Origin of the sequence: Micromonospora sp. NPDC049580, from assembly GCF_040675595.1 — a bacterium.
In the GTDB taxonomy this organism is placed as follows: domain Bacteria; phylum Actinomycetota; class Actinomycetes; order Mycobacteriales; family Micromonosporaceae; genus Micromonospora.
In genome coordinates, this window is record NZ_JBFAPG010000005.1 from 1 (window position 1) to 18,902 (window position 18,902).

The 18,902-nt window shown below is 68.4% G+C and carries 21 protein-coding genes, 1 tRNA gene and 1 pseudogene; 7 read left to right on the forward strand and 16 right to left on the reverse strand.

Annotated features, from left to right (window positions below; genetic code table 11):
• Nucleotides 1-77: 77 nt before the first annotated feature.
• Entirely contained in the window at nt 78-257 is a 180-nt protein-coding gene (locus AB0J68_RS00895) for a DUF4236 domain-containing protein (protein ID WP_030333600.1), read from the reverse strand.
• 141 nt (nt 258-398) lie between these two features.
• Between AB0J68_RS00895 and AB0J68_RS00900 the strand changes: the two genes are divergently transcribed.
• A complete protein-coding gene (locus AB0J68_RS00900; protein WP_355063812.1) occupies nt 399-554 on the forward strand; it encodes a hypothetical protein in 156 nt (51 codons plus the stop codon).
• Nucleotides 555-560: 6 nt separating this feature from the next.
• Here AB0J68_RS00900 and AB0J68_RS00905 read toward each other — a convergent pair whose 3' ends face one another.
• Both AB0J68_RS00905 and AB0J68_RS00910 read right to left on the reverse strand, forming a co-directional pair.
• A complete protein-coding gene (locus tag AB0J68_RS00905; RefSeq protein WP_007457237.1) occupies nt 561-1,016 on the reverse strand; it encodes an Rrf2 family transcriptional regulator in 456 nt (151 codons plus the stop codon).
• A 7-nt stretch (nt 1,017-1,023) separates the two neighbouring features.
• Nucleotides 1,024-2,016: an AraC family transcriptional regulator gene (locus AB0J68_RS00910; protein WP_354863050.1), complete on the reverse strand. Its 993-nt coding sequence runs from the start codon at nt 2,014-2,016 to the stop codon at nt 1,024-1,026.
• 189 nt (nt 2,017-2,205) lie between these two features.
• Between AB0J68_RS00910 and AB0J68_RS00915 the strand changes: the two genes are divergently transcribed.
• Complete coding sequence (locus tag AB0J68_RS00915; RefSeq protein WP_355139320.1) at nt 2,206-2,982, forward strand: SDR family oxidoreductase; 777 nt, start codon at nt 2,206-2,208, stop codon at nt 2,980-2,982.
• A 113-nt stretch (nt 2,983-3,095) separates the two neighbouring features.
• On the opposite strand, the gene AB0J68_RS00920 is transcribed toward AB0J68_RS00915, so the two are convergent.
• Entirely contained in the window at nt 3,096-3,527 is a 432-nt protein-coding gene (locus tag AB0J68_RS00920; RefSeq protein WP_007457244.1) for an SsgA family sporulation/cell division regulator, read from the reverse strand.
• Nucleotides 3,528-3,800: 273 nt separating this feature from the next.
• Between AB0J68_RS00920 and AB0J68_RS00925 the strand changes: the two genes are divergently transcribed.
• Both AB0J68_RS00925 and AB0J68_RS00930 read left to right on the forward strand, forming a co-directional pair.
• The gene (locus AB0J68_RS00925; RefSeq protein ID WP_354863053.1) at nt 3,801-4,379 is read left to right on the forward strand and encodes a PGPGW domain-containing protein; all 579 of its coding nucleotides are present in this window, start codon (nt 3,801-3,803) and stop codon (nt 4,377-4,379) included.
• A 50-nt stretch (nt 4,380-4,429) separates the two neighbouring features.
• Nucleotides 4,430-4,501 (forward strand) — tRNA-Val (locus AB0J68_RS00930).
• A gap of 69 nt (nt 4,502-4,570) precedes the next feature.
• Here the strand turns inward: AB0J68_RS00930 and AB0J68_RS00935 are convergent.
• From AB0J68_RS00935 to AB0J68_RS00965, 7 genes and pseudogenes are all read right to left on the reverse strand, one after another.
• The gene (locus AB0J68_RS00935; RefSeq protein WP_363935263.1) at nt 4,571-5,461 is read right to left on the reverse strand and encodes a hypothetical protein; all 891 of its coding nucleotides are present in this window, start codon (nt 5,459-5,461) and stop codon (nt 4,571-4,573) included.
• A gap of 15 nt (nt 5,462-5,476) precedes the next feature.
• A complete protein-coding gene (locus AB0J68_RS00940) occupies nt 5,477-5,608 on the reverse strand; it encodes a hypothetical protein (protein ID WP_355139326.1) in 132 nt (43 codons plus the stop codon).
• A gap of 317 nt (nt 5,609-5,925) precedes the next feature.
• The gene (locus tag AB0J68_RS00945; protein WP_363935265.1) at nt 5,926-6,582 is read right to left on the reverse strand and encodes a GNAT family N-acetyltransferase; all 657 of its coding nucleotides are present in this window, start codon (nt 6,580-6,582) and stop codon (nt 5,926-5,928) included.
• A 28-nt stretch (nt 6,583-6,610) separates the two neighbouring features.
• Nucleotides 6,611-7,144 (reverse strand): hypothetical protein, encoded by a 534-nt coding sequence (locus tag AB0J68_RS00950; protein ID WP_363935267.1) that lies wholly within the window; start codon nt 7,142-7,144, stop codon nt 6,611-6,613.
• Between the two features lie 465 nt (nt 7,145-7,609).
• The gene (locus tag AB0J68_RS00955) at nt 7,610-8,287 is read right to left on the reverse strand and encodes a GPP34 family phosphoprotein (protein ID WP_363935269.1); all 678 of its coding nucleotides are present in this window, start codon (nt 8,285-8,287) and stop codon (nt 7,610-7,612) included.
• 10 nt (nt 8,288-8,297) lie between these two features.
• A complete protein-coding gene (locus AB0J68_RS00960; RefSeq protein ID WP_363935270.1) occupies nt 8,298-9,311 on the reverse strand; it encodes an acetamidase/formamidase family protein in 1,014 nt (337 codons plus the stop codon).
• Nucleotides 9,308-10,707 (reverse strand): annotated as a pseudogene (locus AB0J68_RS00965) (APC family permease). Before AB0J68_RS00965 ends, AB0J68_RS00960 begins: the two are co-directional and overlap by 4 nt.
• Nucleotides 10,708-11,262: 555 nt before the next feature.
• On the opposite strand from AB0J68_RS00965, the gene AB0J68_RS00970 reads away from it, so the two are divergent.
• Complete coding sequence (locus AB0J68_RS00970; protein ID WP_363935272.1) at nt 11,263-11,868, forward strand: hypothetical protein; 606 nt, start codon at nt 11,263-11,265, stop codon at nt 11,866-11,868.
• Here the strand turns inward: AB0J68_RS00970 and AB0J68_RS00975 are convergent.
• Nucleotides 11,858-12,127 (reverse strand): hypothetical protein, encoded by a 270-nt coding sequence (locus AB0J68_RS00975; protein ID WP_355424820.1) that lies wholly within the window; start codon nt 12,125-12,127, stop codon nt 11,858-11,860. The genes AB0J68_RS00970 and AB0J68_RS00975 overlap by 11 nt on opposite strands.
• 336 nt (nt 12,128-12,463) lie before the next feature.
• Between AB0J68_RS00975 and AB0J68_RS00980 the strand changes: the two genes are divergently transcribed.
• On the forward strand, nt 12,464-12,928 hold the full coding sequence (locus tag AB0J68_RS00980; protein ID WP_363935274.1) for a metal-dependent phosphohydrolase: 465 nt from the start codon (nt 12,464-12,466) through the stop codon (nt 12,926-12,928).
• Nucleotides 12,925-13,905: an aminoglycoside phosphotransferase gene (locus tag AB0J68_RS00985; RefSeq protein ID WP_363935276.1), complete on the forward strand. Its 981-nt coding sequence runs from the start codon at nt 12,925-12,927 to the stop codon at nt 13,903-13,905. The genes AB0J68_RS00980 and AB0J68_RS00985 overlap by 4 nt, the downstream gene beginning before the upstream one ends.
• A gap of 211 nt (nt 13,906-14,116) precedes the next feature.
• Here AB0J68_RS00985 and AB0J68_RS00990 read toward each other — a convergent pair whose 3' ends face one another.
• The 4 genes from AB0J68_RS00990 to AB0J68_RS01005 all read right to left on the reverse strand — a co-directional run bounded on the left by AB0J68_RS00990 (nt 14,117) and on the right by AB0J68_RS01005 (nt 18,761).
• Nucleotides 14,117-14,782 carry a 2'-5' RNA ligase family protein gene (locus tag AB0J68_RS00990; protein WP_363935277.1) on the reverse strand — a complete coding sequence of 222 codons (666 nt, stop codon included), beginning with the start codon at nt 14,780-14,782 and terminating at the stop codon, nt 14,117-14,119.
• Nucleotides 14,779-16,134, reverse strand: a complete 1,356-nt coding sequence (locus AB0J68_RS00995) for a helix-turn-helix transcriptional regulator (protein ID WP_363935279.1) — start codon at nt 16,132-16,134, stop codon at nt 14,779-14,781. The genes AB0J68_RS00990 and AB0J68_RS00995 overlap by 4 nt, the downstream gene beginning before the upstream one ends.
• Before the next feature lie 601 nt (nt 16,135-16,735).
• Nucleotides 16,736-17,986 (reverse strand): XRE family transcriptional regulator, encoded by a 1,251-nt coding sequence (locus AB0J68_RS01000; RefSeq protein ID WP_363935281.1) that lies wholly within the window; start codon nt 17,984-17,986, stop codon nt 16,736-16,738.
• Nucleotides 17,973-18,761, reverse strand: a complete 789-nt coding sequence (locus AB0J68_RS01005) for a hypothetical protein (protein ID WP_363935282.1) — start codon at nt 18,759-18,761, stop codon at nt 17,973-17,975. Before AB0J68_RS01005 ends, AB0J68_RS01000 begins: the two co-directional genes overlap by 14 nt.
• Nucleotides 18,762-18,902 lie beyond the last annotated feature (141 nt).

An 18,902-nucleotide genomic window follows, 5' to 3' on the forward strand; every position in this document is an offset into this window, starting at 1 on the left:
TCTCCTCGTGGAGCATCAAGATCGGCCGCTGGTCCTGGAACTCGAAGGCCCGGGCACCCCGCTCGACTCCCGGGACGCTACGACCGGGACTTGTCCTGCTTCCAGGACAGCGGACCCGGCAGGTCGACGCGGTGCGCCCGGGCCTTCGAGTTCCAGGACCAGCGGCCGATCTTGATGCTCCACGAGGAGAAGCCGTTCTCGGTGAAGTTCAGGATGATCGGTCCGTACTTCTTGCGCTTGCGAAACATGAGGCCCATCGGAGGTCTCCCCTCGTCACCGTTCCCTGCCGTGTCGAGATCGAACATTCCCGAACGGGCGAATTCCGAAACCCCCTCTTCGTCCCGGGTGGACGGTGACGCGGCACGACCCGACAATCTGCGGGGCTGGCCGCCGGACCGATGGCCGGGTTCGACGCCGCCGGGGTGACCCGGGAGTTCTTTCCCGACGGGCGGCACGAGGCGCTGCTGCTGATGAGTGTGGGCCACCCCGGCCCGGACGCCTGGCGCGAGCGGCTGCCCCGGCTGCCCACGGCCGACGTCATCCACACCCGGTGACCAGGGTCAGCGGGGCTCCCACGCGTCGGGCAGGGCGGTGAGCTTGCGGACGTGTGCGGGCAGCCGACCGCTGACGATCTCGGCGAGGCTCACCTCGTCGACGACCCGCCGCACGGCGGCGCGGACCGCCACCCACAGGCCGGGCAGGTTCTCCGCCGCGCCCTCGTAGCGGGTCTCCTCCGGGCGTAGGCCGCGGACGCCCGCGAGGGGGCCCTCCACCGCGCGCAGCACCGCGCCGACGGTCACCTCGCGGGGCGGACGGGCGAGGGTGTAGCCACCCTCGGCGCCGCGCTGGGCGCGCACGATGCCGGCCCGGCGCAGATCGGCCAGGACCGCCTCCAGGAACTTGCGGGGCATGTCCTGCTCGGCGGCGATGGCCTGGGTGGACAACAGCGAGGGGTACGCGGTCGCGAGGCTCAGCGCCGCCCGTACCGCGTAGTCGCCGCGCGCGGAGATCTGCACCCCGCCATCATGCCCGCCCGATCCCGCCGCCCGACCCGGTGGGCTTCCCGGACCGCGTGGCGTGACCGCCGTTGGCCGGTTCGACGGCGGCGCCGGAGCGGAACCGCCCGCTGTTGGCGCCCGTCGGCTCGACCGCCGGTCGGGGTCGGACGACCCGCCCGGTGGCCGGCTGATCGCGGGCGGCGCGGAACGCGCCCGGGCTGACCCCGATCTCACGGGTGAAGAACCGGCCGAAGTTGGTGGGCTCGGTGAAGCCGAGCTGACGGCCGATCTGGGCGATCGGTTCGTCGCTCGCGGCGAGCAGCCGGGCGGCCTGCAACGCGACCCGCTCGTCGATGACCTGTTTGGCGCTGCGACCGGTCACGGCCAGGCAGGCGCGGGTCAGGGTCCGCACCGAGCAGCCGAGCGCGGCGGCATAGTCCTCGACCCGCCGGGTCACCTGGTAGCCGTGCTCGACCTCCCGGCAGAATCGCTGGAACGTCTCGACCTCCGGCCGGTGCCCGGACCGGGCCATACCGGGCAGCGTCAGCCGCAGCAGCAGCACGGCGAGCTGGTGGCGCAGCAGCGCACGACCGGCGGGGGCGCCGCCGTGCCGCTGGCAGTCCACCGCCAACTGGCTCACCTCGTTGATCACCGCGTCCTCGTCCTCGCCGGCCAACTGCCGCCAGGTCTGCGGGGCGTCCGGGTCGACGGCCAGGCCGTGCAGCGCGTCGGCGGTCCAGCCGACCACCGTCGCGTCGAACTGTGGGCCGGCGCAGCGCAGCACCTGACCGGCGCGGACCCGCAGCAGCGTGCCGGGTCGGCACGGCAACAGGTGGAAGTCCAGCTCGGCGTCGCCGTGACCCCGGGTGGTGAGGATCAACAGCTCCCGCTCGACGAACACCGGCCGCCGCCAGCCGGGGTCACCGGCCAGGTCGGCCAGCGCGAACGTGGAAATCTCGTCGGGTACGGGTGACGCCGTTCCGATCGATGGCGCGGGGGAGGGATCGGTGGAGACCATCGTCTGCGACGGTAGCCCGAACCGCAGGTCACCGCATCCCGATCAACGTGCGCGGCGGCGCCGAGGCTTGTGACGATCCCCGCGGCCGGGCTACGTTACCCGGCGGTAGCGCTGTGCGGTCCGTGGCCGCCTGGCGCCCGCCGTCCGCCCGACCGCCCGGCGGACCCGCCGACACGCGATGGGATGGGCATGACGCAGCTGTTCTCGGTCGAAGGCAAGACGGTCCTGGTCACCGGCGGGTCGCGGGGGATCGGGCTGATGATCGCCCAGGGCTTCGTCCGAGCCGGCGCCCGCGTGATCATCTCGTCCCGCAAGGCGGACGTCTGCGAGACGGTCGCCAAGGAACTCTCCGCCGAGGGCCACTGCGAGGCGATCCCCGCCGACCTGGGCACCGACGCGGGCGCCGAGACCCTCGCCGCCGCCGTCCGCGAGCGCGTCGACCGTCTCGACGTGCTGGTCAACAACGCCGGCGCCACCTGGGGCGCTCCGCTGGAGAGCTACCCGGAGGCCGCGTTCGACAAGCTCTGGGCGGTCAACGTCAAGGCCGTCTTCCGGCTCACCACAGCGCTGCTGCCGGCGCTGCGCGCCGCAGCCAGCGCCGACGACCCCGCCCGCGTGATCAACATCGGGTCCATCGACGGCATCCGGGTGCCGTTCATGGAGGTGTACGCGTACTCGGCCACCAAGGCGGCCGTGCACATGCTCACCCGCAGCCTCGCCCACCAACTGGCCGGCGAGCAGATCACCGTCAACGCGATCGCGCCCGGCCCCTTCGAGAGCAAGATGATGGCGTTCGCCCTCAACGACCCGGCGAGCAGGACCGCCATCGAGCAGCAGGTGCCGCTGGGCCGCATCGGGCGCCCCGAGGACATGGCCGGCACCGCCATCTACCTCTCCTCGCGGGCTGGCGCGTACCTCACCGGCGCGGTCATCCCCGTCGACGGCGGCATCACCACCCACGGCTGAGCGCCGGCGACGCCGGGTCGGGCTGCCCGCGTACCCCCGGGTGTGCCAGGGCCGCGCGGATCTGCCGAGTCCGCGCGGCCCTGTCTGGCCGGTGTTGCCCGTTCGGGCGGTGCTCAGCGACCGGCGAGCAGCCGGTTCACCGCCGTGTCGACGTCCAGGTGCTCGGCCTCGCGGCCGCGCGGGACGACGACGTACGTCCGTCGAAGGAAACGCACCAGGACGCTGCGCGGCACCTCGAAGAGGGCGTTGCCGTCCGGTGACGAGAGGGCCAGCGCGACGAAGTCGCCCCGCGGTGTGGCCCAGGGCCAGACCCGCACATCGCCGATGCCCGCCGGCTCGTCCAGGCCGGTGACCAGAAGTTCGCGCGCGAACGACCAGCTCACCGCCTCGCCCCCGGCCGATTCGGCATGGAACAGGACATGGACCGCATACGGGTCAGCAGGGTCGTAACGCAGACTGGCACGCACCGGCAAGGCGGTGGCGTCAGGTGCGACGAGCCTTAGCGACGTCTCGACCTCTACGGTCGTCGGTCGGATGACACTCATGGACGTTCTCCCCCCGGCACCGCTGCGGAACGCGCGTGTCCCGCTTTTCCCATACTCAGGTGCTACTCCTGGCTACGCTCCGCCATACGCTGACTTCACCCAGTGGTGGGAAGGGGGACGGAAAGGCCGCGTGAATGTGAGCATTCATGTAGGATTTCCGGTTCTGCCCAGTGCGTGATTCCACCCGGCGTCGGGTGGCTCAGTCGTCGACTTACTCCGGTAACGTCCAGTCGGCCGTTGCAGTGACGGGCCCGAGCGACACTGGGGGGTGAAATGGTCACGAACCGATCCTCAGTGGATCCGGTGGCCGCGTCCGGTCCGCCGAAAGTCGCGGTCCGAGCAGCCGAAAAGCGGGGGTACGACGTGTCGATGGAGCAACCCGAGCGACCCGGACGGTCGACGCCCGACACGGGCCGTACCGGCGGCGTCCTCGTCGTCGGCGAGCCCCCGCGACGCCCCCGCTGGCGGGACCGCATCTCGACCACCCTCGACCTGATCCGCGCCAACCCCACCGGCCGGATCGCCCTCAAGATCTTCATCTCGATCGCCGGCGCGCTGGTGGTCACCATCGGCATCGCCCTGATCCCGCTACCCGGGCCGGGCTGGCTGCTGGTCATCGCCGGCCTCGGCATCTGGGCCGTCGAATACCACTGGGCCCGCCGACTGCTCGGCTTCACCCGCCGACACGTGCACGGTTGGACACAGTGGGTGACGCGACAGTCGCTGCCGCTGCGCTTCGTGCTCGGCGTCGTCGGCCTGGTCTTCGTGGGTGTAGTGGTCTGGCTCTCACTCAAGCTCAGCTTCGGCATCGACGTGGTGGCCGAGGCGATGCAGTACCTCGCGACGCACTGACCCCGGATTTCCGGTCTGGTTCCACGATCGGGTAGAGTCAGTGGCGCTGAGGGCGATTAGCTCAGTGGGAGAGCGCTTCGTTCACACCGAAGAGGTCGCTGGTTCGATACCAGCATCGCCCACTCTCAGTTTGTGCAGGTCAGGAGCCCGTTGCCGGATCAGTCGGTAACGGGCTTCGCTGTATGTGCTGCTTACCTTGGGAGCAGATTGGGAGCAGCGCGGCTGGTTCTCTGTCCGGGCCGCCATGGACCTGTCCGCTTGAGTGACCTGATGTGCCGTCCCGAGCGGGCCTGCTGGCTAGTTGAGGAGTTGGGCCGACCGCTGCCGGTGCCGCGCGGCGAGAGGGTGGTTCCGGTTATGGCTGATGGGTTGACCGGCGGCCGTAGGTCCGATGGTTGGCCCATTCGCCGGTCCACAAGGCGAGGTCGTGTACCCAGAGCGCGGCGCTCTGCCGGGACTTGACGGCCCACTTTGTTGCGTTCTTCGACGCGAAGTGGTCCAGGACCTGACGGTCGGTCGCCGTCCATGCGGGAGGCTGGGTTAGCCACTCTTCTGCCTGTTGCCCACGCCCAGTCGACGATCCGTAGGCCGAGTGGCGTCACGATCAAGTTGGCCGGGTTGACGTCGGAGTGGATAAGTGTCTCGCCATTCATCGCCGGGTGCGCGAACCCGAGCCGGGCTGCCGGGGTGAACCACATCTCGCCAGGCGCAGGCGTCTCTTGAAGTGCTTTCAGCGCGGCGAGGAGCAGATCGAGGTCCCTACTGCCGGGTGACAGGTCGGGGTGGGGACCGGCAAGATGTTCGGTCCCCACCACCAGCCAGCCATCGGATTCGAACTGCCACAGGACCGCGGGCGGGTGCCGGTCGATGGCTCGGGTGGCCGCGAGTTCGTAGCGCAGCGACCGAACGCTCAGCTCGCCGGAGGCAGCCTTGACGAAGATCCGCCCGGCGGGTCCGGTCACCGTCGAGGTGATCTCGGCGTGGTTGCCACTGGAAGCCGAGGTGACGTCAAAGGTTCCGCCGACCCGTTCGGCGATCCCTGCCGTGACACTCTCCGGCAGAGCGGTCCAGTCGCTACGCATCGGATCTTTCCTCTGCTACGTGCCCGGCTGAGGCGGATTCGGCGGACAGCAGGACTCGGCCTCGCCGCCCCAGAATTCCATGTCGACCCGGTAGCCGGTCGCGTGCAGCGCCGCGAGTGTGTAGGTGATGGCGGTGCCGTCCTGCATGGCCCCGGTCAGGATCGGCCGGTGGTGCACGTAGTGGCCCGCGATCTGTTTGCAGGCGACGGTGTAGGGCTCGCTGATCTGCAGGGCGGCATGCCAGACAGCCGCACACAGTAGCGATGGTGACCACGCCGCCGACTATCTCAACCAGGCGGGCCGCAGCTGACAAGGCGCGGCGATCGTGAACGTGTTCCCCGGTCGGCCGCTGCGGCTGCGGGAGCCCGCGCTGGTTCCCACCAAAGCACTGGGCTGGCAGCTCTCGATGGGAGGTGGGGGAGCCGTCGTCCTTTCTGTCGACGGTTGGCCTGCGGATCGCATGCTCACGGAACTGGATGGAATGGCGCGGGTTCGTTGGCTTGTGGTGGGACTGGCTTTGGTTGGCCAGGGGTGTGATGGCGCGGGTTTCGGCGCATGGTGCTCAGGGTTGGGCCTTCGGGCAGGTTGATGGTCGGTTGTGGTGTGTAGCCGTGGCGGATGTGAATGTTCTGGGCGTCGGTGGTGGTGCTGGTCCAGGACAGGAGGTTCACGTGGTCGAGTCGGCTGCGGTGGTGGTTGAGCAAGGCTGTGCCGCGTCCGGAGCGTCTGGCTGTGGGTTGTACGGCCAGGAACGCGAGGTGGTAGTGGGGTTCGGTGGGTCGCTCCTTGGCGAGCAGTCGGTCGAGGAGGTCGAAACGGTCAGCGTGGGGGCCTGCGGCGTCGCTGAGGCGGGTGGGGTAGTTCGCGGGGGGTGGGATGGGTCGGTATCGGTGGAAGCCGACGGTGGCGGCGGTGGCGTCGTCGGTGAGGTAGATGTCGCCGTAGAACATGGCGTGTTCGATCCAGATGGCGAGGACGTCGGTGAGGATGCGGCGCCGTGGGCTTGGTTCGGGGATGAGCCATGTTGCGAGAGGGCTGGTTTGGAGGGCGTCGGCGATGAGTGCGGCGACGTGGTCTTTGTCTGCCCAGCGGGCGGCGCGGATGCGCGGGACAGTGTTCATGGGATTTCCCTTGAGGCTGTTGGCGGGGTCAGGAGTTGGCGCTGCTCGTGGTGTGGGTGTGGACGAGGAACAGGTGGTAGTCGTCGACGAAGGCGCCGTTTTGGTCGCTGTCGGCTGGCGGTGTAAGTGCGGCTCTTTCGTAGGCGAGTAGTTCGCCGGTGCTGGGGTTGAGGATCAGCAGGAAGCGGATGTTGTCGGAGGTGGCGCTGACGCCGATGCCGGTTCGGCCTGCCCGGTCAGTCACCGATGGGTGGTAGGTGATTCCGGGGGTGTCGCGCAGGACGGTGAGGATCGCGGTGCGGGCGGCTTGGTTGGGGGTGCGCCAGCCGAGCAGGCTGGCGAGGCCGCGGATGACGGCGGTGGGGCCGAGGAACCGGGGTTGCGCGGTGTCGATCTGCGCGGTGAGTGCCGTCGGGTCGGCGGCGATCGGCCCGAGGGGTCCGTCCATCTGGCCGGGAGAGTAGGTGCTGTCGTCGGTGGGCTGGTTGCCGCCCGGGTAGCGGCTGCGGATGACGCGGCCGGAGGCGTCGTCGGCACGCCAGCGTTGCTCTTCGAACAGCACGGTCCGCCTGGTCGTGCTGGTATCTCCGATCGTGGTGTCCGTTGCCCACTGGAGTAGATGGACGTAGGCGAACCGGCCCGGGATGGCATCACAGCCGGACGGCCCTGGCCCTACCGTCTTGAGGCCCTGCTGGGTCGGAGACGACGCCGACAGACGCGTCGGCGCCTGGTCGAGTTTCTGTTGGGCACGAGTCTTGAGCTGGCCCGCGGTCAGGGCGGCGGGCGACGGACACGGTGCCACGGCCGGCCGGGACGTGACGGTGGTTGGCAGCGAGGGTGGGGATTGCACCGGCCCGCCGGTGCCCGTCCAGGTCGGGATAGCGGTGGCGGCAGCGAGCAGACCGAGCACACCGACGGCGGCCATAACCTTCATGGATCCCCGGCCCACCGGGCGGGGCTTGCCGGTCGGAGGTCGCACGGGGGATTCGTTGGTCACGGTGGGCTTCCTCGAGGTGAGCGGACAGGGCTAGCGGTAGGCGGCGGTGGCCAGGTCACCGACGGCGGCGTCGACGGCGGCGATGATGTCGCGCACCGGTTGGTAGTGCTGCGCGGCGATGGACTTCAGGCGGCTGGTCATGGCTGGGGTGTCGTCGTCCAGGTAGAGGTGGTGGGTGAGGCCGAGGTCAGCGACGAGACCGGCGAGGGCGGCGGTGTGGTCATTGGGTTGTTCGTGACCGGCAGCGAGGTAGCGCAGACGGGAGCGAGCGATGACTGCCCATCTGCTGTCGGAGGGCAGGTAAGTGTCGGCGCGCATGAGGCCGCCGAGGCGCCGTCGGGTGTGCTGGCGCAGGATCCCGCCGGCGAACAGACCGGCGCGCGTGCGGTCGTAGAGGTCGTCGGAGAACCCTCGCAGCCACCGTCGCAGCAGCGGGTGGGCGTCACGGATGGTGGCGGCCGCGGCGTCGGCGATCAGGTCCCCGCCTGGGCGGTCGACGTGCGGGTGTATCCGTTGGTGCCCTGCCGCGCGGGTGTCGTCGTTCAGGTCGAGGGTCACCCGCCCGGCCACGTACAGGTCGATCAGGACCGCGCCCGCGAGCCCGAGGGCGAGGGTCTGCCGGTGCACGTGGGGGTGTCCGGTGTCGTCGTCGTGGCCGAGGAGGAACAGCTCATCGCGCAGCGACAGGCGCGGGATCGACGCGGGCATCGCCGGGCTCCTACCGCAGCCCGGCGGTGAGTCGCCGCAGCCGCTCGTGTGCCCCGCCATACGCGGTACCCGCATCGGGGACCAGTGCCTTATCGACGGCGGCGAGGACGGTGTAGTTGGGGTCGCATACATTGCCGATCGGCGCCCGCCCCGCCTGCGACACGAGCTGATAGGCGTCCAGGGTTTCCAGGCCAGTCAGGGCGCTGATCCAGCCGACGAGGTCGTGCTGGGCGATGCGGTAGGCGTCCTCCAACGGACGAGCACAGCCGATCGTCAGGACGTCCCGGTCGGTCTCCAACCGCGGCCAAGGCGTGCTGACGCCTTTGATGACGTCGATCGCGAGGGTGGTGGTCGTGGCGATCTCCACGCCGACGCCGCAGGCCTCGCCCTCGCCCTGGCGGGCGTGCCCGTCGCCGAGGGCCAGCATCGCCCCGTGAACATTCACCCCTAGGAAGAGGGTGGTGCCGGCGCGCAGATGCGGGGTGTCCAGGTTCCCGCCGTGGGTGTCGGGCACGAGTGTGGAGCGGGCTTCGAACCCGCCGGGGGCGACACCGATCGTGCCGATCATCGGGTCCAGCGGCAGGTCCACGCCGTGATCGCTGCGGGTGGCCTCGAACCGGACGGTCCCGGCCTGCCGGTCGATGCCGTACACCCACACCCGCTCCTCCAACGGCGCTTGCAGGGTAGCGGTGTGGGAGGTGGACGTCAGTGCCCCGAAGTGCGGGAACGTCGACGACACACCCCAGTCCCGCGCCGGGGTGATGGCGGCGAGGTGGACGGCGAGGGTGTCGCCGGGCTCGGCGTCCTCGACGAAGAACGGCCCGGACACCGGGTTCAGGTACGGCATGCGGCACACCTGCGACGGCAGGTCCGCCGGCCCCCTCACGAGACCACCGAAGCAGTCCTCCGTCACGACGGTGAACACGTCACCGCCGCGCACGTGCGCCACCGGCATCCGACCGCCGAAGGTGTACGCCAGCTCGTCCCGAGCCGGCCGGTAGGTGAACGTGTCCATGCCAATCACACCCGCTCCACGTGACGCGCCTGCGGCTGCGCGGGCGCCAACCCCGACAGTGCCGGCCGGCGGCCGGACAGGTACAGGCCAACCAGGACGATGACGCCGAGGGTGAGCCAGGCCAGGCCGAGGCGTTGGGCGGCGATGTTGGCGTTGACCACCACCCACACCAAGACCGCGAAGCCGACGGCGGGCATGACCAAGTGCGCCCACCAGTTCCCGCTGCGCTCCCGGATGAGGTGATGCACCACCACGGAGACGTGCAGGACCAGGAACGCGACCATCGCCCCGAAGTTGATCAACGAGGACAGCAGGGTGATACCGTCCGAACGGGTCGCCATGTACAGGCCCAGCGCCAGGGACACCGCCCCGGTGAGTAGCGTCGCGTTGATTGGCACGTTGCGGCGGATCGACACCTTCGCCAGGAACGCCGGCAGCTGCCGATCACGGGCCATTGCGTACAGCAGCCGAGAGGTGGCGACTTGCGCGACCATCGAGTTCGGTAATCCCCACGCGATGGCTGTCGCGACTGCGCACAGCGTCGCCAGCGACCCCCCACCAGCCACGGCTGCGGCGTCGTAGAACGCGGTCCCGTTCGGATCACCCTCGGCGAGAAGCACACCCGGGTCGGGGACGAGCATCGCCGCGAGCCATGTCTGCGCTACGAATAGCACCCCCGCCAAGACGAGAACCGCGGCCATCGCGCGGCCGATCTGCCGGGAGCCGCCCTTGGTTTCCTCGGCCAACATCGAGATGCCGTCGAAACCGAGGAAGGACAGCACGGCGATCGACACCGCACCGGCCACCACCGACCAGGTGAAGGTGTCGGAGTTGTAGAACGCCGCCCAGCTGAACCGGCCCCTACCCGAGGCGAGGGCCCAGCCGGCGACGGCCAGGAACACCGCCAGCACGATCAGCTCGCCGATAAGCATCACCCGACCACCGCGGTCATGCGGATGCCGACCGAGTTGACGATCGTGTTGACCGCGACGAACCCGAGGAGCCACAGCCACACCGGCACCGCCGGGACTGTCGCGTGCATCGCCACCGACGCCACCAGATACAACAGCCCCGGTACGAGCACGTAGTCCAGGAGGATCACCCAGCCGGCCAGGAACCCGACCGGTGGGCTGATGCCGCGGCCGGCGTAGTTGTAGACGCTGCCCGACATCGGGAACGCCTTCACCATCTGCGCATACGAGAACGCCGTGAACACCAACGCCACCACACCGATCACGTACGCCAAGGCGACCAGCCCACCGGAGCCGGCGTAGACGCTGCCGAAGATCGCCATCGGTGCGATCGGCACCATGTACACCAACCCGTACGCGACCAGATCCCGGAACCTCAACTGACGAGACAACTCCTGGCGGTATCCATAGCGGGCCAAATCCTGCTCGTACACAACATCCTCCGCGGGTTTCAATAATCAGTGAATGGGATATTGCGTCTGCCAAATACGCCGACCGTGTGAAGCAGGCCATCGATGCACCTGCTCGTGGACAGGCCCGTCGGCGGAGAGTTGCCGGCCGATCGACGCCAGCAGTTGCGGCGCGATGAACGAATGCGCCACCAGCGGTGGGATCAGGAGGGGCATGAGCCTCTTGGCAGCAGGCACGGCGAACCTTCCCTCGGTGAGTTGGCATCGCTGGCTGGTGACTACAGCGCAGCGGCGGCGATTACGCCGGCATAGAGCGACCTAAGACGAATTGATCAGTGTCGGCCAGTCCTGCCAGGCGGTTCTGACAATCCACTGACAATCCCGGCATCGCCAACATCCGCCGTAGATACATGTCAACGGATTGTCGGAGATGAACGGCGGCCCTTATCGACACGACCACCGACGACTTCTGATGTTTGAGTCAGCGCCCGCGTCGACGTCGCTGGCGATGAGGGACCGCAGCCGCGATGCGGCGTGACGGTCCGTTGTGTCCACGACCCCCTTGGGAGGGCATGCACCATGACCATTTCATCCATGCCGGAGGTCGGAGAGGTTGGCCGTCGGGCCGCCGAGATCCTCGACAAGATGCAGGAGCACCCGGCCTACGGCCGGCTGCAGAGCTCGTCGATGAAGTACTCCACCTGCTGGGCCACATTCACCGGCTACCCGGCAATCAGCCGTTGGTCGCTCGAGCGCGATGCCGCGCCGCTGCTGGACGACGCGCTGCGCGTGCTGGCGCTCAAAGCTGCCGTGTTCGATCTTTCCGGCGGCGACGAGCGCGCCGCTGAACTGCTGGTGCCGGCGCCGGTGGACGAGATGATCCACGCCGTGCTGGCCCAGTTCACGCTGATGACGCGCCTGCAGAGCGACTTGGGCGTCACCTTCCCTCATGCCACCGAGTTGGAGGAGTTCACCTACACCCGCGGCGGCATCACCGACGCCTACTACGCCGCCGCCGGGTGGGGAGAGCAACCACTGCGGTACTGGCTGGACTCGGCCGAGGTGAATCGACGTCTCGGCCTGCTCAACGAGCGCTACCAGGCGGCCGGCCTCGGCCGGGATGGACGCAGCCACGACTTCGACTTCGACCTCAACGAGCGGGTCGGCGCCGGGGTCAGCGGTTAGCCAACTCCACCGACAGCACCCGCCGCAGGGCCGTCACCGCTTCCTTCGCTCCGAACCGTTCGGCGGCCAGCCGCTCGGCGCGGGCAACAGCGGCGAAGATCCCTTCGGCGGGTGCCTGCCGCAAGACCGCTACGAGCCAACCATCCAGATCGACCACGTCGGCGGGCAACTCCAGCGCCGCCGCCGTCGGCGCCGGTCGGGGCGCGTGATCGGGGACCAGTTCCCCGTCCGAGGCGTACCGGCCGGCGGGAAGGCCCACCCGGAACGGATGAACGCAAACGGCGACACCGTCCGCGGTTGCCCGCCACCCCAGGTCAGGTCGGTACGCGAACTCGGGTCCCGGCCGATCGATGACATCGAACTGGCCCGGCCCGAGCTGCTGAGCCGGACACACCACGCAGGTCTGTTCACACCACTGCGGAAGGGGCCCCGGCATGCCGCCGATCGTACGGCAATCAGGAGGTACCAGGGTATGACGGTCTTATCGCCTCCCCGCCCCGCCGCGATCGAACGCGCCCTCCGCGACACTCGAGCGTGGTGCGCGGGGCACACCATCGACGACCGACCAGCCCTGGTCCACGCACTGCGCGTCGCAGTGACCATCGGGCAACACGTCCCCGCCCCAGCACAGGACGTCATCGTCGCCGCGCTCCTGCACGACGCACCGGAATTCGCCCCGACAGAAACAGACATCTACCAGACCCTCACCGCCAACTACGGGAGCGAGGTCGCCCGGATCATCGCCGCCCTTCAGGCCGAACACCGCGCCCTCGACGAACCTAGCCCGCCCATCCGCGTCGACGACGAGTCCGTCCTGCTCGCCTCGACTTCCGACAAGATTGTTGCCCTGACGTCGCTGCTACGCCGGGCCCAGAGCACCGGCAATGCACTAACCTTCTTCGACCGACGCCCGGTGCTACGCGGACTACTGCCGCATTTCCGGGCCTTCCAACGCGCCGCACATCCTCGGGTGCCCGCCAGCATGTCGGCGCACCTCGATGCCGCCCTCACGCCGCTCGAGCGCGCCGCTGCTTGTGCGCAGGGCGCGGGTGCACGGTGAACAGCGCCATGCTCGATGATCAGCTCCGCACGCAGCTACGAGGTGACCTGCTCGCCGCATCACGACGAGTACCGACGCGGCGACAAATCATCCAGACATGGGAGCTGTCCTCGGTCGAGCGCTGGTTCTTCCCCGATGGGAGCAGCCTGATCTGCAAGATCGCCACCGCACCGTTCACGGGCGAAGCGACCGTCCTTTGCGCGCTCAACAACCAGCAAGCCCCAGTCCCGCTGCTGAGCGGCTACACAATGCGCCCTAATGGTCTGGGCATGCTGATGGAGGACCTTGGCGAGCCGAGCCGGACCGCGACGTTCGCGGAGGCTGCCGCCACGGCCCAGTGGGCTCACGCCACTGCCGGCATCCCCAACCTCCCGACCTTCGACGAAGGGGGCTTGGCGCGGCTACCAGGGCAAGGTCTGGACGCGTTAGACGAACTCCGTCGGCAAGGGCGCTTCACCCACGATGCGGAAGGGATTGAAGCGGTGCTGCAGCGACTCGCTGCCACCGCACGACACAGAGCCGACGGTGCCGAGCGACCACCGTTCGGGCTGTGCCACGGCGAATTCCACCGCACTTCGCTGCACGTCAGCCGCGCCGGCTGCCGCCTCGTTGACTGGGCCAAGGCCTTCACCGGACCGGGCCTACTCGACCTAGCCACCTGGTTCGGCACCCGCAGACCGACCGAACCCCGACTCCTCAGCAAACTCATCCACGCCTACGTCGCCGCAGGCGGCCACCCCGGTGCCGAAGCCGACCGGGGCGGGCTTTCCGCTGCCCGATGGGCGTTGGGCTGGCACCGGGTGTGGGCAGCCTGGTGGCTGCTCACTACCGCCGCCGCTGGCCACCACCCTGCCTCCGCCGACTGGCGCCATACCCAAGTCGTCCTCCGGCAACTCCAGGGCGCCCTGGACCTGCTCGGGACACCCTCGCCTATCAGCGCCAGCCGCCCATCACCTACTGCTGGAAGATCCTCGTGAAGCGCCTTGTCGTCGACACCGACACCTCGTTCTGCTACGTCCGCACCTCCGTCGGAGGCGACGGGCGCAAGGCGTTGGTGCAGTTCACCGAACGGTGCAACCTGCACGCGCCCATTGCTTCGTCTCCTCGAATGCCGCCGGGTCCGACCTGTCCCGGGTCGACTTCATCGCCCCGTGCTGCCACGGCTTCTCGCCGCCCGCGTCGAACGCCTCACGCGTCAAGGGGCGCAGTCGCCACTGTTGTCCACCGGTAGCTGCGGTGTTCTCGACGTAGCGCAATCAACGATGCTTGTCGGATAGTCACCTGGGCGGGTTGCTGGTGGCGGAGGGCGTTAAGGCGGGTGCGGATTGGTCCGGTCGATGCCTGACCGCCGCTGTAGGCGATCGTCACATGTGGCCGGAATCCGTCTGAGGCCTCCGGCACGGTCTGCCATACCGCGCCGATGGCACCTCGGATGGTGGCGCGGAGGTGTTCGAGGCAGTCCCAGGGACGGACGAGCAAGCCGATTCCTTCGGCGTCGGGGTCGACCGGCCCGAGCGACAACTCCAGCGGCGGCAGGCCGGCGCAGCGTCGACGAGTCTCGGCGACTACCGCTGCGACGTCGGTATTGGTGACCTCGTCAGTGAAGCCGAGACCTTGCATGGTCAGGTGGAGCCCGTCGGGCGGTACCAAGTCCAGTCCGGGCAGAGCGAGTTGACGTTGCAGGTCGGCGACGAGGTGGTGGAGTTCAGGTTGATGTTCGAAGGTGAGGTGCCAGGTGTAGAACTGGCGGTCGGCCCGCCAGCCCGGGCGCCAGTACCAGTGGTTGGTGAGTCTGGGCAGGTCCTGGTAGGCGGTCCAGCGCTGGTGCTGGCTGGCCAGTTCCCGGCTGCTCATGACAGCGATGGTAGAACGGCCTGTCCGGTGCCAGCGACCGGTGTGCGGTCGGCGAGCAGGTCGGCGACGTGCCGTAGCTGCGGGTGGCAAGCGAAGGGGTGGGCAGCGGCGAGGAACTGATGGGCGCGTTGGTTGACTGATTCGAAACGCTGGCCCGCGGTGAGGGTGAGCGCCTCCACCGCCAGTGCGCCTGCTTCCTCGGGGTCGGGGCTGTTGGCGTGCAGGTGCGCGGTGGCCAGGTCGAGGCGGCAGAGCGCACGCGGGCCAGCCAACCCTGCGGTGTCGAACGCGGCGATCGCGGTGGTGAGATGGTTGGTGACGCCCGCGGTGCGGCCGAGCGCCAGGTAGGCGGTCGCCGCGTTGGCCGCGGTCCTGGCTGGGCAGTACGGGCCGAGGGCGAGGCTAGCGCTGACCGACGAGCCGGCCGGGTAGTCGGACAGCATGGTGAACGCGTGGTCGACGGCGCGGTCGACGCCGTACCGGTCTCCGAGACGGGCGAGGGCTCGCGCCTGACCGTTGATCGTGAGGCGGATGCGGTGCCCGCTGGTGCCGCCACGGCGCAGGCCGTCCTGGGCGTAGGCCAGCGCGTCATGGTAGTCGCCGGCGTAGAAGGCGATCAGGCTTTGCGTGGCCCGTGCCCAGGCTTGCGCGTCGGACTGCTCGGCAGCCTCAGCGAGGTCGAACGCTTCGGCGGCATAGGCGTGAGCCGCACCGAATGCGCCGAGGTCAAGGGCGAGTGCGCCGAGAAGTCCGGATAGGTGAGCAGCGACGGCGTAGAGCCGGGCGCGTTGCGGCGGGTGCTGCCGGCCTTCCATGAGCTGGTCGACGTAGGAGCGCAGCGGTCGCATACGCGCTACGAGGATTACCGGGGGGAGACGCTCGTTGTCGGCGATTGCCTGGCGGACCTCGTTCTCCAGATACGCGAGACGAATGCTGTCATCGACGGAAGACTTCAGTGCCAGCCGGCGGGCATCAATGCGGTCCTCGCGTTCCCACAGAGCGGCAACGCCATTCGCTCCAAAATCGTCGTGGCCAGCGTCGGTCGGCGTCGCCAGCCCCGACGCGCTCCTGGCCTCCTGGATCGCCGATGAGCGTCGTCGTTGGCGGTTGAGCTCGGTGATGCGGTCGTACTCCCTGACGAGCATGCCACCGGCCTGCAGCACGGTGTCGCAGCGCGCCCAAAAGGCACGGTCCGGGTGCTGGTGACCGGTCTCCGTGTTCGCCACGGAGCTGCGGCCGTACTGCACGAGCCGCGCCAAGTCGTGCTGGGTGTGACCGCCAGCCCTGCGCAACTGCGCGAGCCGGCGGCCGAGCTCGCGGCGGGCGGCCTTGGTCTCGTCGCTGTCAGCCATCGCTGTTAACCCCCCGGTCTACTGCAGACGTGCGGTCACGATGTGTGCAGACGATAGCTGCTGCCTGTGAAAATCGTTCCGGGTCGGCCGAGCAGCGCCAAGCATCTGAGCGAGCACCGGCGCCGTCGACGGCCGCTGCGAGATCGGGCAGCATCGTCAGGTTCCCATTGTCGATAGCGGCGGCAGCCTGTGGCAGGACCACAATGTCGAAGTTTTGTCGGAGTTGGATATCGACATTTGCCGACAATGTCGGTGCACGTCACTGCGGGTGCGTCGACCGGTCGGTGTCCGGTCCCTGTATGCCCTCCGAGCGTCGGACGTTACGGTCAGCCTGCCTCCATCATCGCCCGAGTTGCCTGAACGCTGACAGGTGGGCAAACAGGAATGACGATCGACGGTTTAACGTCATCTACTCGACAGATGGTCCGCTTTGCAGGGGATGGCCTCTAGCCTCTGCGCGTGAGCATCCTGAGTCAGATTATTCCGGGGATACGTGACGCGCGGACCCCGTCAGCGATTGGTGCTCTGTCGGACCGTTCGGCGAACACACGGGCTACCCGAATCGGGGCTGGCCCGCGGGGAAGTCGTCCAGCCAAGCTGGTTAGATTGTGTGCGCATTGACTGCCTTTAGATGGCGAATGCGATCGCTCATTGGTGGCATGTGCTCTGGCGTCTTGCCACCGCTTATGAGGTTGAGTATTGGTCGGTCAGTGACAGCACCAAGTAGCTGTCGGATGCGTTCAGGTGGCCAGCGTAGTTCCTGCGCCAGCGCGGTGATGGTCAGCCCGTGGTCGGAGGCCAGTTCGAAGGCTTTTCTTAGGATCGTCGGCTGTTCACCGGGGAAGCCATCGATGGGTTCGAGGGCCGGCTTGGACTGATTGAGGCGTTGGTAGGCGCGAGTCGCAGTGGTGTCGGTGTAGAGACCTACTTCTCGGCAGCGGTAGATCAGGCTTTGGATCGACGTTCCCCATGTGCGCTGGAGCTCAGCAAACGCCGCAAAGTTCACCCTTGCGGGCAGGAGGGGGCTGATGCTGTCGCGCGGCGTGAGGAATTCCGCAGCGAAGGCGTCGGCGTCCCGTTCATGCCTGGAGTCACCGGGAAGGGCGTCGGCGTGGAGTACGAGGTGAGCGAGTTCGTGTGCGGCGGTGAAGCGCTGCCGGTATACATCCTGGGATCGATCGCGACTGATGACAATGAACGGCCGCGGTAGCCGGGAGGTCGAGAAGGCGTCCACTGTACGGAAGTCGCCGTCGGCCGGCGCATGGACGACGACGATGCCGTGGACCTCAAGGGTGCGTACGAGGTGCGGAATGGGCGCGGTTCCAAGATCCCAATGCTGACGAAGAGCTCGGGCGGCCTGGACTGGCTCGGTGGGAAGGCTTGCGCCAGGATGAATCTCGCCGCCGGCGAATCCGGGAAGGTCTACGTGGGGCAGGAAGACGCGCCGTTCGAGGGCGTAGATGAGTTCCCAGACCTGCTCGGTGAAGGAGACGGCCTTGGCGCGCTGGTATGAACGTGTCTCACGAAGATGGCGGAAATGCGCTGCGGAGGAGTCGAGGCGGGCGTAGGGACGCCCGACCTGGAAGAAGCCGACGGGGTAGCCGAGGTGTTCGGCGAGGGCGATCAGAATCTCGGGTCGTGGCCGCGCCCCTGATTCGTACTGGCCGATGGCCGCAGCGCTGACCCCGACCCGGTCGGAGAGCTCCTTCTTGGTCAGCCCAGCGAGCTGGCGAGCTTGTGTCAGACGTGCCGAGTCGAACTGCCTGGCGACAGCACTGGCTGACCCCGAGGGCGACTCCACGGGGAGGCCGCCGGCAGAGAACAGGTCATCGGGCTCGTCAGTTCTGGGCATCGCTTCGCTGTTGGTGGTCGCTATGTTCGGCTGCGCGGGTAACGGCGGTCTGCTCGGCGGCGCTACGGGCGCGCAGCATCGGGCTGGCCAGCTCCGCCTGGTCGAATCGCGGCGACGCGGCCGAGGTCCACGGCTGGGTTACCAGGCGAAGCCCGGGGATCGGGTCTGCGGACGGGACGAGCAGGGGTTGTGCGGATACCCAGCTCGCTGTGCCGGTCTGGCTCACGCTGATCTGGCCCCATCCAATATTGAGCAGTCCGTGCCGCTCGTGCGCGGCGTAGTAGATGATCACGATACCGTCTGGTTCCAGCCCGCGCAGGAGGTCGGTGGCGTGGGCGTCCGACTCGGACTCCATTCCTTCGAAGGCCGGCTGTTCATGATCGGGTTTGGGGCCGAAGAGCCGCGCCAGCTCAAGCGTTGTCTTGCTGATCTTCTTCAGGGCTCGAGGGCTGTCGTAGGTGGTGGCGAGGTCCTTCGCGTACTCCACTGGCAGCACGGCGACGTTGTTGATGACGACGATGCGGTAGCTCTTGCCGAGCGGGCGCACCGTCTGGGCACCGGGGACCTCACCGAGGTGGTTGACCAGTTCCTCGTACCGCGCCGGCCAGCCTCCGCCGAAGGCGTGGCGCGACGTCAGGCGGACCGCGTAGTGGCCATCCATCTGCCGTCCGACGGCGGCCTGGATGGCCGACGGGATGGCCTCCGTCAGCGTGGCTGCCACGTCGCGGCCGAACAGCGACGCCGCCCAGGCTGCCGGCCGAATCTTCTTCGACACGATTCTCCCCTCATGCTTTACCTGCGTGCAGAAGGCTAGCATCTGTGCTTTAGTTTTGAGCGCAATGACGCCACTTCGGTGACGTTGAGTGTGTTCCCGCAGATCACACCGCCTTCTGTGTTGGCGTGCTCTGTTGTGCGC

Excerpts from the sequence above, each read along its gene's own strand:
- AB0J68_RS01000 (WP_363935281.1), bottom strand. The coding sequence starts at position 17,986 with ATGCCCAGAACTGACGAGCCCGATGACCTGTTCTCTGCCGGCGGCCTC.
- AB0J68_RS00925 (WP_354863053.1), top strand. The coding sequence starts at position 3,801 with ATGGTCACGAACCGATCCTCAGTGGATCCGGTGGCCGCGTCCGGTCCG.
- AB0J68_RS00895 (WP_030333600.1), bottom strand. The coding sequence starts at position 257 with ATGGGCCTCATGTTTCGCAAGCGCAAGAAGTACGGACCGATCATCCTG.
- AB0J68_RS00940 (WP_355139326.1), bottom strand. The coding sequence starts at position 5,608 with ATGCAGGACGGCACCGCCATCACCTACACACTCGCGGCGCTGCACGCG.
- AB0J68_RS00935 (WP_363935263.1), bottom strand. The coding sequence starts at position 5,461 with ATGCGTAGCGACTGGACCGCTCTGCCGGAGAGTGTCACGGCAGGGATC.
- AB0J68_RS00915 (WP_355139320.1), top strand. The coding sequence starts at position 2,206 with ATGACGCAGCTGTTCTCGGTCGAAGGCAAGACGGTCCTGGTCACCGGC.
- AB0J68_RS00945 (WP_363935265.1), bottom strand. The coding sequence starts at position 6,582 with ATGAACACTGTCCCGCGCATCCGCGCCGCCCGCTGGGCAGACAAAGAC.
- AB0J68_RS00900 (WP_355063812.1), top strand. The coding sequence starts at position 399 with ATGGCCGGGTTCGACGCCGCCGGGGTGACCCGGGAGTTCTTTCCCGAC.
- AB0J68_RS00970 (WP_363935272.1), top strand. The coding sequence starts at position 11,263 with ATGACCATTTCATCCATGCCGGAGGTCGGAGAGGTTGGCCGTCGGGCC.
- AB0J68_RS00995 (WP_363935279.1), bottom strand. The coding sequence starts at position 16,134 with ATGGCTGACAGCGACGAGACCAAGGCCGCCCGCCGCGAGCTCGGCCGC.
- AB0J68_RS00910 (WP_354863050.1), bottom strand. The coding sequence starts at position 2,016 with ATGGTCTCCACCGATCCCTCCCCCGCGCCATCGATCGGAACGGCGTCA.
- AB0J68_RS00955 (WP_363935269.1), bottom strand. The coding sequence starts at position 8,287 with ATGCCCGCGTCGATCCCGCGCCTGTCGCTGCGCGATGAGCTGTTCCTC.
- AB0J68_RS00990 (WP_363935277.1), bottom strand. The coding sequence starts at position 14,782 with ATGAGCAGCCGGGAACTGGCCAGCCAGCACCAGCGCTGGACCGCCTAC.
- AB0J68_RS00920 (WP_007457244.1), bottom strand. The coding sequence starts at position 3,527 with ATGAGTGTCATCCGACCGACGACCGTAGAGGTCGAGACGTCGCTAAGG.